Origin of the sequence: Actinomadura logoneensis, assembly GCF_003428695.1 — a bacterium.
In the GTDB taxonomy this organism is placed as follows: domain Bacteria; phylum Actinomycetota; class Actinomycetes; order Streptosporangiales; family Streptosporangiaceae; genus Spirillospora; species Spirillospora logoneensis.
Genome location: NZ_QURH01001022.1, coordinates 1 through 13,387 on the forward strand (window position 1 = coordinate 1; position 13,387 = coordinate 13,387).

Genomic DNA, 13,387 nt, shown 5'->3' on the forward strand with positions numbered 1-13,387 from the left:
GGCGGCGATGGCGGCGTTCCAGACGCTCGGGGACGGGCCTCGCGCGGAGCGGGCGGCGGTGCACGCGGCCCGGCTGATCCTGCGGGACGCCGGGCGTGAAGCGGCGGGTCCGCTGCGCGACCTGCTCGCGCGGCTCGTCCCGGGCGGGGACGGGCACCGGCGGGTGGCGCAGATGCTGGCGGAGGCGGAGCGGCGGCCCGACCGGGACCACGACGTCCTGGTCACCGATCCGGAGGCGCCGACGTGGGGGAAGCTGGCGCACGCGCTGGCCGTGGGCGCGCACCTGGCGGTCGGCAACGGCGCGCCGTGGAACACCCTGGCCGACCCGGACGGCCCGGAGGGGAGCCGCGACCTGCTGGCCCGCATCTGGCACGTGACCGACGCCGAGGGCTGGCGCGAGAAGATGGACCAGCTCCTGGAGGCCGAGTACAGCCACCCGGCGATCCGCCTGGTGCTGACGTGCCGGCAGCGGACGCCGGAGGCGTGGTCGCGGGAGATCCGCCGCCGGTGCGAGGGGCACGACATCTCCCGCCGGTCGATCGCGGAGTTCGACGAACTGGCCGACCTGGTCCGGCGGTACGAGGAGCGGTTCCGCGCGGACGGCCTGCTGCGGCCCCACGGCCACGTCGCCGACGTGGACGCCTACGACTACGGGCGGGCGGTGAACGTGGCCCGGTGGGGTGTCAACGCGGGACTCTGCGACGCCGACACCGCGCTGGACTGCACGCTGACGGCCGGGTACCGCGCCTACCGGACCTACGACTCCTGGGAGGAGTTCTCGGCCGCGTACATCCTCGGCCGGATGCTGCAGTTCGACGAGGGCGAGTTCGGCGAGCTGTACCTGCAGTCCCTGGAGGGCCACCGGATCCTGATGACCGAGCCGGCCAGCCCCTGGCGGCTGATGGCCTGGGGCTGACCGCCCCGGAGCCGGCCGCCGGAGCCGACCGCAACGAGGGACCTACGACACGGGCTCGGGGTCGGCGCCGGGGGCGGGGGCGGACGCGCCCGCCGCGACGGCGTCGATCTCGTCCAGGATCGCCCGCTGGTCGGCCGCGTCCATGCAGGACGCGGTGACGCCGTTGCGGGCGAGCCCGGCGAGCTCGGCCGGGCCGAGGCCGAACACGTCGGCGGCGACGCGGTACTCGCCGGTCAGGGTGGTGTCGAACATGGGCGGGTCGTCGCTGTTGAGGGTGACGAACAGGCCCTCCTCCAGCAGCCGCGGCAGCGGGTGGGCCTCCAGGTCGGGGACCTGCCCGGTGCGGACGTTGGAGGTCGGGCAGACCTCCAGCGGGATCTGCCGGTCACGCAGCACCCGCACCAGCTCCGGGTCGGCGAGGCAGTTGATGCCGTGCCCGATGCGCTCGGCGCCGTAGTGGTCGAGGCACTCCCAGATCGTCTCCGGGCCGGTCATCTCGCCGCCGTGCGGGAGGCTGCGCAGCCCGGCGGCGCGGGCGGCGGCGAACGCGTCGCGGAAGGCGTCCCGGTGGGTGGGCCGGACCTCCTCCATGCCGCCGATGCCGAACCCGACCAGCGCCTCCGGCGGGTGCTCGACGGCGTGCGCGAGGGTGCCGCGGGCGGCGTCCGCGCCGAACTCGGCGGGGATGTCGAAGATGTAGGCGAGCCGGACGCCGTGCTCGGCGCGGGCCCGGCGCGCCGCGTCGTCCAGGGCCTCGGTGACCGCGGGCATCGGCATCCCGACGCGCTGGTGGCTGTAGGGCGTGACGGTCAGCTCGAAGTAGCGGACGTTCTGCGCGGCCAGGTCGCGGGCCGCGCCGAGGACGAGCGTCCCGACGTCCTCGGGCGTCCGGACGAGATCGGAGACCGCGAGGTAGACGCGGGCGAAGTCGGCGAAGTCACGGAAGGTGTAGAAGGCGTCCAGCTCGGCCTCCGTCGTCGGGACGCCGCCGTCCGGATGCCGGTTGGCCAGCTCCAGGACGGTCGGCACCGACGCCGAGCCCACGAGGTGGACGTGCAGCTCCACCTTCGGCAGCGCGTCGATGAACGCGTGGACGGAACGGTTCTCGGTCAGCATGGGGGCGAACGTAACAGCGCCCCGGACGCGGAGCCATGCCCCGCCCGGCTATCTGCCACGAACTTGTCAGAATGGCCGACAATGGTGGTGTGCGCGCGTCCCGGCTGATCTCCCTGGTCCTCCTGCTCCAGTCGCGCGGCGAGATGACCGCCGCGGAGCTGGCCGCCGAGCTGGAGGTGTCGGAGCGGACCGTCTACCGGGACGTGGAGGCGCTGTCGGCCGCCGGGGTCCCGGTGTACGCCGACCGCGGGCCCGGCGGCGGGTACCGGCTGGTGGGCGGGTACCGGACGCGGCTGACGGGCCTGACCCGCGAGGAGGCCGAGGCGCTGTTCCTGGCGGGCCTGCGCGGCCCGGCCGGGGACATGGGCCTGGCGGACGCGGTCGCCACGGCCGAGCTGAAGGTGCGCGCCGCGCTGCCGTCGGTGCTTCAGGACGCGCCGCTGCGCGCCGGGCAGCGGTTCCACCTGGACGCGCCGGGCTGGTTCGGCGACCCGACGCCGCCCGCGCCGCTGCGCGACCTGGCCCGCGCGGTGTGGACGGACGAGCGCGCCGAGATCCGGTACCGGCGGCGCGACGCGGAGGTGGTCCGGACGGTCGAGCCGTACGGGCTGGTGCTCAAGAACGGCGGCTGGTACCTGGTCGCCGGCACCGGGCGCGGCCACCGCACCTACCGGGTCGACCGGATCACCGACGTCCGTCCGCTGGGCGAGCACTTCGCCCGCGACGAGGCGTTCGACCTGGCCGGGTTCTGGCGGACGAGCACGGCCGAGTTCCGGCACGGGATGCTCCGCGAGCGGGTGACGGTCCGCCTCAGCCCCGCCGGGCTGCGGATGCTGCGGTTCCATGTGGAGGCGGAGGCCGTCGAGCGCGCGCAGGAGGCCGCGCGGGCGCCCGACCCGGACGGCTGGGTCACGGCCGTCCTGCCCGTGGAGTCGGCGGAGGTGGCGTTCACGCAGCTGCTCGGCCTCGGCCCGGACGTCGAGGTCCTGGAACCGGCGGAGCTGCGCGCCCGGATGGCCGAGACCACCGAGCGCGCAGCCGCCCTCTACCGCCGACCTCCCCCGCCGTTCCGCTCGATCACGGAACCGCCTCTACGGGACCGCGGGTCGCCGGACCGGCGGTGGTGACCACCGGTTCGAGGGTTTTAGCGGTAGTCCTCCGGGTCGCCCGGGTCCTCGCCGTCCCGCATCCGCCGGACGAAGGGCCAGACGTTCGGCTGGCTGCCGTCCACATCGGTGAAGCCGTACTCCCGGGCGAGGAACCCGCTGTCCAGGGACCGCCCGTTCCACCGCGCCTTGTCCGGGTCCGCGGCGATGGACGCGACGGCCCGGCCGACGAGCGCGGGCGTCTCGGAGACGGCGAAGGCCGGCTCGTTCTTCGCCGCGTCCCGCCAGTTGTCCTCGGTGACGCCGAAGAGCTCCAGCATCGCCTCGGACCGCAGGAAGCCCGGCGTGACCGAGACGGCCGTGCCCCCGAGCGGGCCGATCTCGTGCGCCTGCGCCTCCGCCAGCCGCAGCACCGACCACTTCGCCAGGTCGAAGAACGGCCCGCACTCGGCCCGGTAGACGGCGTTGAACTCGGCCGTGCCGTCGGTGACCTCCACGACCAGCCCGCCCGGGTTGCGGGTGAGCAGCGGCAGCGCCCGGTGGCTGGTGATCAGGTGGGTGTCGACCGCGAGCCGCAGCAGGCGCAGCCCGTTGTCGAGGTCCTGCTCCCACAGCCGCTTGCCGAACTCGAACAGCCGGTCGCCGCCCCACACGTCGTTCACCAGGACGTCCAGCCGGCCCTGCTCGGCGTCGATCCGCTCGACCAGCGTCGTGACCTGGGCGGGGTCGAGGTGGTCCACCCTGACCGGGATGCCCTCGCCGCCCGCCGCGGTGACCCGCTCGGCGGTCTCCTCGATCGTCTCCGGACGGTCCATCTCGGACCGCCCGGCCCGGGTCGTCCGGCCCGTCACATATACGGTCGCGCCCATCGCGCCGAGTTCGGTCGCGATGCCCCGGCCCGCGCCGCGCGTCCCGCCGGCGACCAGGGCGACCTTGCCTTTGAGAGTGTTCGTCGTCGTCATGTCCCCCACGCTCCCAGGAGTACCTGACAGCTTTCGTCAGGAATTACGGGCGAGGCGGAGGACGTTCGCCACGATGCGGTGACCGGCCCGGCCCCGCGCGCTCAGGATCGACTCGGGGTGGAACTGCACGGCCCAGCGCCGCCGCTCCGGGTCCTCGACCGCCATGACGACGTCGCCGAGCAGCGCCGTCACCTGGAACCCCCGCACCCCGTCGGGGGTGGCGTGCAGCGAGTGGTAGCGGGCCGCGGTGAACGTGCCGGGCAGCCCGTCGAACAGCTTCCCGCCGGTCACCTCGACCTCGCCCGGCTTGCCGTGCGCGGGCTCGGGCAGCAGCGCCAGCTCGCCGCCCGCGTGCTCGACCATCGCCTGCAGGCCGAGGCAGACGCCGAACACGGGCAGGCGGCGCGCGTCCAGCTCGGCCAGCAGCGCGGAGGTCGCGAAGTCCTCCGGACGGCCGGGACCGGGCGACAGCACCACCAGGTCGGGGGCGTGCTCGTCCAGCAGCCGGGCGGGGAAGCCGTGCCGGAGCGTCACCACGTCCGCGCCCTGCTGCCGGAAGTAGTCGGCGAGGGTGTTGACGAACGAGTCCTCGTGGTCGACGAGCAGCACCTTCATGCCCTCGCCCGCCCGCTCGGTCGCGTCGGCCGTCGCCTGGTCCGCCGCGTCGGCCGTCGCCGCCGGATCCGCCGTCGCCGCCGGGTCCGCCGTCCCGTCCGCGCCCGTCCGCGCCCTCGCGGCCTCGGACTCGGCGAGCGCCCGCAGCAGCGCGCTCGCCTTGAGGTGCGTCTCGCGCTCCTCCTCGTCGGGGTCGGAGTCGAACAGCAGCGTCGCGCCCGCCCGGACGGTCGCCACCCCGTCGCGGATCTGCGCGGTGCGCAGGGTCAGGCCCGTGTTCATCGACCCGTCGAAGCCGACGAACCCGACCGCGCCGCCGTACCAGCGGCGCGGCGCGTCCTCGTTGTCCTCGATGAACTGCATCGCCCACGTCTTCGGCGCGCCCGTCACCGTCACCGCCCACATGTGGGTGAGGAAGGCGTCCAGCGCGTCGAAGCCGGGACGCAGCCGCCCCTCGATGTGGTCCACGGTGTGGATCAGCCGCGAGTACAGCTCGATCTGCCGCCGCCCGAGGACTTTCACGCTGCCCGGCACGCAGATCCGCGACTTGTCGTTGCGGTCCACGTCGGTGCACATGGTCAGCTCCGACTCGTCCTTGGCGGACGCCAGGATCGTGCGGATCTGCTCGGCGTCCTCCAGCGGGTCGGCGCCGCGCTGGATCGTCCCGGCGATCGGGCAGGTCTCGACCCGGTCGCCGCCCACCCGCACGAACATCTCCGGCGACGCGCCGACCAGGAACTCCCCGTCCCCGAGGTTGAACATGAACTCGTACGGCGCGGGATTGGTCTCGCGCAGCCGCTCGAAGAACGCGGCCGGGTCGGTGCAGCGCCCGTGCATGGCGTGGCCCGGCGTGACCTCGAACAGGTCGCCCCGGACGAACTTGTCCTTCGCCTCGCGGACCAACTGCGCGTACACGCCGGGGACGGGCTGCGGCGGCAGCTCGGCGACCGCCCGGACCGGCGTCGGCCGGGTCGCGCGGGCGAGCCCGTCGGTGGACGCGCCGTCCACGGTGAACTCGTACGACAGCCGGTGGGACGTCTCGCGCTTGCGGTCCACGACGACCATCTCGTCGGCGAGGTGCAGCACCAGGTCGCGCTGGTCGTCCGGGCGCTCCAGCCGGGTGCGCAGCGGCTCGAACTGCAGCGACAGGTCGTAGCCGAACGCCCCGTACAGGCCGAGGTGCGGGTCGTCGCAGCGGAACAGGTCGACCACCGCGCGCAGGGCGGTGAAGACGGTCGGCCGGCGGCTGCGCTGCTCCTCGGTGAAGAACTCCCCGCTCTCGGGGACGAACACCTCCACCAGCTCGTCCGTGCTCGCCCGGGTCTCGCCCGTCCCGGCGACCGCGGACGCCACGGCGGGCAGCAGCACCCGGCCCCGGTCGTTCAGCGCGCGGACGGCGACCGTCCGGCCGCGCGCGACGATCTCCAGGCACGGGTCGACGTAGGCCATGTGCCAGCGGCTGTAGCGGCCGGGGTACTCCATGCCGGAGCTGAGCACGCCGCCGCGCCGCTCCCCCACGGCGGCGACGAGCGCGTTGAGCACGGCGGACTTGCGCTCGGGATCGACCGGGGCGGCCACACGGCGCACCCGCACTCCCCCGGCGGTCACGAACTCGCTGGTCAGCGGCTTCTGCTGGACGGTCTCCACCGCGGTGGCCCCTCGTCTGGTCAAGGCCCCGCACCGGTGGAAGCACGAAAGGCGACCGCCGGTGAGGGGCGATCGCCTGGTCGTCGAACGTGCGAATACCGGCGCCGCCTCAGCGGCGCCACCACCACTGGCGGTGGGTGTCGGTTCGCATGCGCCGAGCGTACCCGCTCACGCGCCGTCGCCGCCACGACCTCCGGGGGAACACCCATCCGGAGGTCGCCGTCCGAGTTTCCGAACACACTCCGGATACGCACGGTTTCCCAGCGGGAGGGGCCGGGAGCGTCCGGCGGCCTCCCCGCCCGGACGGCTCCCGGGCGAAGCGGGCTTCTGTCCGCCCGGCATTCCTGCGAAGATGGATGAAAGGGATCACTTACCGAGACGGGCGGGAGGACGGCGTGACCTCCACCGGAGCCGGACGCGCCAACACCGAGTTCGAGCTGCGCGGCGTGAACCACGTCGCGCTGGTGTGCCGCGACATGAAGCGGACCGTGGACTTCTACCAGGGCGTCCTCGGCATGCCGCTGATCAAGACGATCGAGCTGCCGATGGGCTGGGGCCAGCACTTCTTCTTCGACTGCGGCGGCGGGAACGCGCTGGCGTTCTTCTGGTTCCCCGACGCCCCCGAGCCCGTCCCCGGCGTGTCCGCGCCGAAGGACCTCCCCGACCGGGGCGAGCTGCTGTCGGCGGTCGGCTCGATGAACCACATCGCCTTCGACGTCCCGCCCGACCGGATCGAGGAGTACCGCGACCGGCTGGTCGCCAAGGGCGTCGACGTCGGCGTCCTGCTCAACCACGACGACAGCGAGTTCGGCGTGGCCAGGGACGTCCACGACGGCGTCTTCGTCCGGTCCATCTACTTCAGGGACCCCGACGGCGTCCTGGTCGAGTTCGCCTGCTGGCTGCGCGAGCTGGACCGCCCGGACGACGTCCGGCACGAGCCGAGGACGTCCGCCGACCGCACCGTCTGACCCGGCCTCCGACCCGACCGCCGCCCGGCCCTGCCGCCCCGAACCTGCCCTGCCGTCTCCAACCCGCCCTGCCGCGCCGAAGGAGAAGCCCGATGCCCCGACTTCGCCAGGTCACCCGCGCCGAGCTCGAGCGGAAGGGCGACGAGCTGGCCCTGTTCTTCTACGACCGGCTCTTCGGCGAGGACGCCGACCCGACCGAGGGCCGGCCGACCGCGACCGGGTCGCCCGGGACCTGGTGGACGACGTTCGCCCTCGACCGGGCGATCTTCAAGCACTGCGTCCGGGGCTTCCAGGTGTACCGGGGCGTCAGCCTGGACCCGCTGCTGCGGGAGCTGGGGCAGACGCGGGCCGGGTGGGCGCGCGGCAGCCAGTTCGTGTTCTCCCAGCACTGCAAGCAGATGCGGGCGCTCGGTGTGCCGGAGGACAAGATCCGGGCGGTCGCCCACTGGGAGGTGTCCGACCTGTTCGACGAGGTGGAGCGCGCCGTGCTCGCCTACGCCGACGCGCTCGTCCTCAACGGCGGCCGGGTGCACGACGAGGTGTTCGCAACCCTGCAGAAGCACCTCCCGGACGAGCAGATCCTCGAACTGACCTACGTGACCTGCCTGTATGAGATGCACGCGACGATGGCCCGGGCCCTGCGCGTCGAGTTCGACGACCGGGACGACCCGGTCGTGGAGGTCCCCGCCCCGGAGGGCTACGGCGCCCGCGACATCGCCGACGACATCGCGGGCGGCGCAACGAGCGGTACGGCGGGCAACGCGGCGGGCGGCGCGGCGGGCGGCGCGGCGGGCGGCTGACCCCGCCGCCGGAGCGGATCACGGGCCCTCACCCGGGCAGATCACGGTCGCCGCCAGGCCAGATCACGGCCGCCGCTCGGGCAGCCGCGGAGCCACCGCCCTGACCTGGTGTTTCACATGTTGGAACGCTCCATGCAGTCGTGGCGAGTCCGAGACCTCACCGTAATCGGACAACCAGTAGGCTTCCCGCCACTCACCCCAGGTCAGGAGCTGTCTCACCTTTTGGACAGCCCCGGTCGGCCGCGAGGCGACATGTGCGCGAGGAGGACCCCTTGGCCCCGCAGGACCCACCCCCCGAACCCCCGACCGCGGCTCCGGCCACACCGCGGCGCTCGGACCACCACCCGCTCAACTGGCTGCTGGTCGTCCCGGTCGTCGTCCCCCTGCTGACCCTCCTGTTCAACCACGACGGGCCCCGGATCGGCGGGTTCCCGGCGTTCTACTGGATGCAGTTCGCCTTCATCCCGCTCGGCGTCCTCTGCACCGCGGCCGTCTACCAGGCCACCAAGCGCCGGAAGGAGGATGACCGGTGAAGGACCACATGACCGAGTTCGTCGTCTTCGCGGTCCTGTTCGTGCTGGTCAGCGGCATGGGCTTCGTGGCGGCGCGGTGGCGGCGGCCGGAGAGCATGCACAGCCTGGACGAGTGGGGCCTCGGCGGACGCTCGTTCGGCAGCTGGATCACCTGGTTCCTGATCGGCGGCGACCTCTACACCGCCTACACCTTCGTCGCCGTCCCGGCGCTGGTGTTCGGCGCGGGCGCGGCCGGCTTCTACGCCGTCCCGTACACGATCGTGGTGTACCCGCTGGTGTTCCTGGTCCTGATCCGGCTGTGGTCGGTGTCGCACCGGCACGGGTTCGTCACCCCGGCCGACTTCGTCCGGGCCCGGTTCGGCTCCCCGGCGCTCGCGGCCGTCGTCGCGGTCACCGGCATCGTCGCGACGATGCCGTACATCGCGCTGCAGCTGGTCGGCATCGAGTCGGTGCTGAAGGCGATGGGCGTGAACGGGCACTGGCCGATCCTGATCGCGTTCGGGATCCTGGCGGCCTACACCTACCAGTCGGGGCTGCGCGCGCCGGCGCTGATCGCCTTCGTCAAGGACGCGCTGATCTACATCGTGATCATCGTGGCGGTCCTCTACATCCCGTCCAAGGTGGGCGGCTGGGGGAACATCTTCGACACGGCGCAGGCCAAGTTCGCCAAGACCCCGGCGCCGAGCGACGGCGTCCTGCTGGACGGCACCAACCAGCTGAACTACGCGATGCTCGCGCTCGGCTCGGCGCTGGCGCTGTTCCTCTACCCGCACAGCATCACCGGCGTCCTGGCCAGCAAGAACCGGGACGTGATCAAGCGGAACATGGCGGCGCTGCCCGCCTACAGCTTCGTGCTCGGGCTGATCGCGCTGCTCGGCTACATGGCGATCGCCGGCGGCGTGAAGCCGCTGACGAGCGGCGGCAAGCCGGACACCAACACGGTCGTCCCGGTGCTGTTCGACAAGATGTTCCCGGACTGGTTCGCGGGCGTGGCGTTCGCGGCGGTCGGGATCGGCGCGCTGGTCCCGGCGGCGATCATGTCGATCGCGGCGGCGAACCTGTTCACGCGCAACATCTACAAGGAGTTCTTCCACAAGGACGCGACCGACAAGCAGGAGGCGGTCGTCTCCAAGCTGGTCTCGCTGCTGGTCAAGGTCGGCGCGGTCGTCTGCATCCTGGCACTGGACCCCGAGTTCTCCATCGACCTGCAGCTGATCGGCGGCGTCATCATCCTGCAGACGCTCCCGGCGGTCGGCCTCGGCCTGGTGACCAACTGGTTCCACCGGGGCGGGCTCATCGCCGGCTGGGTCGCGGGCATGGCGGCCGGCCTGTGGATGCTGTACGAGATCCCGAACCCGGCCAAGGGCAAGGAGCACTTCGGCGGCTCGGCCTACAAGCTGAGCGAGCTGGGCCTCGACACCAAGATGACGGTGTACGTCGGCATCCTGGCGCTGCTGGTGAACCTGGTCGTCGCGGTCGCGGTCTCGCTGATCCTGAAGGCCGCCGGCCTGGAGGACGGCGAGGACGCCACCGCGCCCGACGACTACACGGCCGACGAGGGCGACCCGAAGGTGCGCGACCTGGAGTTCTCCTCCAGCACGTGACCGGCACCCGGCACGTGACCCCGGCACCCGGCACGTGAACCCGGCACCTCGGCTCTCCGTGTGACCACGTGGACCCGGCCCGGCCCTCGTTCCCGGGGGCCGGGCCGCTTCCGGTTCCGGTGGGACGGGGTCAACCTCGCGGTGCTGTCCGGTAGCGGACGGACGCCCGGGCCTGCGTTTTCCCGGGTGGCCGGATCAGGGCGCCGGGAGATCGCCGGGGCGCGGAAATAGACAGGTTACTTTCCTGTTCATGTCGCAGCCAGCCCTGAGAAGACCGCCCCGGATGGCGGTGCTCGTCCCGGTCGCCGCGTTGACGGCCGCCGGGGCGGCGGTGCTCGCGTCCGCGCCCGCGTCCGCCGCCTGCCACCCGGACCCGCGTGCGCTCCAGATGACGTGGCAGCCGGTCGACCACACGGTCACCGACGCCGTCTACTTCCGTGCCCGGCTCACCCTGGACGACCACGACCGCCGCTGCGGGCTCGGGTCGTCCGGGTGGGCCATGTACTTCACCTCCGTCCGGCAGCCCGCGGCCGTGCTGTCCGGGACGGTCGGCGACGTCGGCCGCAAGCAGCTCGCCGACCAGGGACTCAGCGTCGCGCGCGCCGACCGGGCGCAGAGCGGCGACTTCTACGTCCTGAAGCCGACCGCGGCGTTCCGGCCGGTCAAGCCCGGTGAGCGGCGCCCGGTCGACTTCAACATGGAGCTGTGGGCCGTCCAGAAGACCGACGCCCCGGCGGGGTGGAGCATCTCCTACGACGGCGGAACTCCGCACTGGATGCCCGCCAAGTCCCTGCTCGACCCGGCCGACCCCAAGCAGACCAAGGCGTTCAGCGGCGACAACCGGCCGGTGCAGGACGCCGCGCGCCGGTACGCCGACAACACCGCGACCCGGCTCTCGCTGAGCCTCCAGCAGAGCATCGTCCCGCAGCCGCTGTCGGCCCAGGCGGCCGGCGGGACGGTCGCGATCGGCGGCGGCTCGGACGTCCGCGCCCCGAAGAGCCTGGAAGGCGAGGCCGCGTACCTGAGGTCGGCGCTCGGCGACCTGACCCGGGCGCGCGGCGTGCCGATCACGCTGCGCACCGACCCGCGGCTGGACGTCGACCACGACGGCAGGCCGGACGCCGAGGGCTACACGCTGTCCACCACGTCCGGCGTGGAGATCACCGGGACGGACGCCGCCGGGGTGCTGCACGGCATCCAGACGCTGCGGCAGCTCGTCCCGGCCACGGCGTACCGGGCCGCCGGGCACGGCGGCGGCGCCGCGCGGGTGCCGCGCGCGACGGTCGCGGACGCGCCGCTGTTCCCCTACCGCGGCCTCGGCCTCGACGTGGCCCGCCACTTCGAGAGCCGGCAGACGGTCCAGAAGTTCCTGGACCTGATGTCGTTCACCAAGCTGAACAAGCTCCACCTGCACCTCACCGACGACGAGGGCTGGCGGCTGCAGATCCCGGGGCTGCCCGAGCTGACCGGGTTCGGCGCGCACCGCGCGTTCGACCCGGACGAGACGAACGCGCTGCACCAGGGCATGGGCTCGGTGAACGACCTCGGCGGCGGGGACGGCATCGCGGGCAAGGCCCGGAACCAGACGCAGGCCAACCTCGGCCGTCCCCCGGCGTACCAGGGGTACGAGCCGGACGTGCTGAACTTCGTCGGCAAGGGCAGCGGCTACTACTCGGTCGCCGACTTCCAGACGATCCTGCGGTACGCCAAGCAGCGGCACATCGAGGTCATCCCCGAGTTCGACTTCCCGGCGCACGCCCGGGCGGCCGTCCAGGCCATGGAGCGCCGCTACCGGAACTCCGGGGACGCGACGTACCGGATGCTCGACCCGAACGACACGTCCCGCCACGTCAGCGTGCAGGGCTACACCGACAACATGGCGAACCCGTGCCTGCCGGGCACCTACCGGTTCCTGACCAAGGTCGTCGGCGAGCTCAAGAAGATCTACGCGGGGGCGGACGCGCCGCTCGGCCGCATCAGCCTGGGCGGCGACGAACCGCCCGGCGCGCCCGACACGTGGTGGTCCGGCTCCCCCGCCTGCAAGAGCAACCCCGAGACGGCGGGCAAGGGCGGCGAGGAGCTGAAGAACCTGTTCTTCGGCAAGTGGAACGACATCGCCCGCACCGCGGCGCCGCGGACGTCCGGGTGGGAGGACATCACCGATCCGACCACGTCGTTCCGGCTGAAGGGCTTCACGCCGCTGCCGTGGCAGAACGTGTGGGGCTGGGGACGCGAGGACTGGGCCTACCGGTTCGCGAACGAGGGCACGCCGGTGGTCCTGGCGCACGCCACCAACCTGTACATGGACCTCGCCTACAACAAGGACCCGGACGAGCCCGGCTACTACTGGGCCGAGTACGTGGACGAGAAGTCCACGTTCACCTACCAGCCGTTCGACGTGTACGCGAACGCGACCGAGGACCGGTGGGGCAACCCGATCAAGCCCAACCCGTCCTGGACGAAGCTGACCGCCGAGGGCCGCAAGAACATCCTCGGCATGGAGGCGCAGCTGTTCGGTGAGAACGGCATGACCCCGCAGCTGCGCGAGTACCAGGCGTTCCCCAAGCTGCTCGGCGCGGCCGAGCGGGCATGGAACCGCAACACCCCGACGTCCGCGCAGATGCCCGCCGCGTGGAACGTCTTCTCCAACACGCTCGGGCAGGTCACGTTCCCGCTGCTGTCGGCGTACCGTCCGGTCGGACTGCCGGGCGCCGCCGGGGTGAACTACCGCATCCCGCTGCCCGGCGCGAAGATCGAGGGCGGGACGCTCAGCGCGAACGTCCGCGATCCCGGGCTCGCGATCGAGTACTCCACCGACGGCGTCCGGTGGCACGGGTACTCGGGGCCGGCGGGGGTCGGCGCGTACGCGCTCACCCGCACCCGCGCGGTGGACGGCCGCACCAGCCGGATCTCGCCGGTGGGCGTGCCGGTGTGGAAGCCGGACGGCTCCTACGGCCGGGACGCGGTGGTCTCCTACCAGGGCGAGTTGTTCCGGGCGCTGCGTCCGGGCGCCGGGCAGGCCCCCGACGTCTCTCCCGCCGCCTGGCGGTTGATCCGGTAGCCGGCTGATCCAGCAGGTCATGGGTGCGCCCCGGCCGGTCATGCCGGCCGGGGCGCACG

Annotated in this window: 10 protein-coding genes; 7 read left to right on the forward strand and 3 right to left on the reverse strand. The window is 72.9% G+C overall.

All coding sequences use genetic code 11. The features are described from left to right. Positions 1–916, forward strand: a 916-nt coding sequence (locus tag DZF91_RS42810) for a DUF1266 domain-containing protein (protein WP_147341534.1), incomplete at its 5' end; no start/stop codon positions are given. Between the two features lie 42 nt (positions 917–958). On the opposite strand, the gene add is transcribed toward DZF91_RS42810, so the two are convergent. Next, the gene (add, locus tag DZF91_RS35515; RefSeq protein WP_117361417.1) at positions 959–2,032 is read right to left on the reverse strand and encodes an adenosine deaminase; all 1,074 of its coding nucleotides are present in this window, start codon (positions 2,030–2,032) and stop codon (positions 959–961) included. A gap of 89 nt (positions 2,033–2,121) precedes the next feature. On the opposite strand from add, the gene DZF91_RS35520 reads away from it, so the two are divergent. After that, a complete protein-coding gene (locus DZF91_RS35520; protein WP_117361418.1) occupies positions 2,122–3,159 on the forward strand; it encodes a helix-turn-helix transcriptional regulator in 1,038 nt (345 codons plus the stop codon). A 17-nt stretch (positions 3,160–3,176) separates the two neighbouring features. On the opposite strand, the gene DZF91_RS35525 is transcribed toward DZF91_RS35520, so the two are convergent. Both DZF91_RS35525 and DZF91_RS35530 read right to left on the reverse strand, forming a co-directional pair. Then, complete coding sequence (locus tag DZF91_RS35525; protein WP_117361419.1) at positions 3,177–4,100, reverse strand: SDR family oxidoreductase; 924 nt, start codon at positions 4,098–4,100, stop codon at positions 3,177–3,179. Between the two features lie 36 nt (positions 4,101–4,136). Then, on the reverse strand, positions 4,137–6,386 hold the full coding sequence (locus DZF91_RS35530) for an anthranilate synthase component I (RefSeq protein WP_407920968.1): 2,250 nt from the start codon (positions 6,384–6,386) through the stop codon (positions 4,137–4,139). Between the two features lie 371 nt (positions 6,387–6,757). Between DZF91_RS35530 and DZF91_RS35535 the strand changes: the two genes are divergently transcribed. The 5 genes from DZF91_RS35535 to DZF91_RS35555 all read left to right on the forward strand — a co-directional run bounded on the left by DZF91_RS35535 (position 6,758) and on the right by DZF91_RS35555 (position 13,328). Further along, the gene (locus DZF91_RS35535; protein ID WP_235834799.1) at positions 6,758–7,330 is read left to right on the forward strand and encodes a VOC family protein; all 573 of its coding nucleotides are present in this window, start codon (positions 6,758–6,760) and stop codon (positions 7,328–7,330) included. A 92-nt stretch (positions 7,331–7,422) separates the two neighbouring features. After that, on the forward strand, positions 7,423–8,130 hold the full coding sequence (locus DZF91_RS35540; RefSeq protein ID WP_117361422.1) for a carboxymuconolactone decarboxylase family protein: 708 nt from the start codon (positions 7,423–7,425) through the stop codon (positions 8,128–8,130). Positions 8,131–8,402: 272 nt separating this feature from the next. Further along, a complete protein-coding gene (locus DZF91_RS35545) occupies positions 8,403–8,663 on the forward strand; it encodes a DUF3311 domain-containing protein (RefSeq protein ID WP_117361423.1) in 261 nt (86 codons plus the stop codon). Further along, positions 8,660–10,267, forward strand: coding sequence for a monocarboxylate uptake permease MctP (gene mctP / locus DZF91_RS35550; RefSeq protein ID WP_328589263.1), 1,608 nt, complete (start codon positions 8,660–8,662; stop codon positions 10,265–10,267). The genes DZF91_RS35545 and mctP overlap by 4 nt, the downstream gene beginning before the upstream one ends. A gap of 250 nt (positions 10,268–10,517) precedes the next feature. Beyond that, positions 10,518–13,328: a family 20 glycosylhydrolase gene (locus tag DZF91_RS35555; RefSeq protein ID WP_117361424.1), complete on the forward strand. Its 2,811-nt coding sequence runs from the start codon at positions 10,518–10,520 to the stop codon at positions 13,326–13,328. Positions 13,329–13,387: the final 59 nt, after the last annotated feature.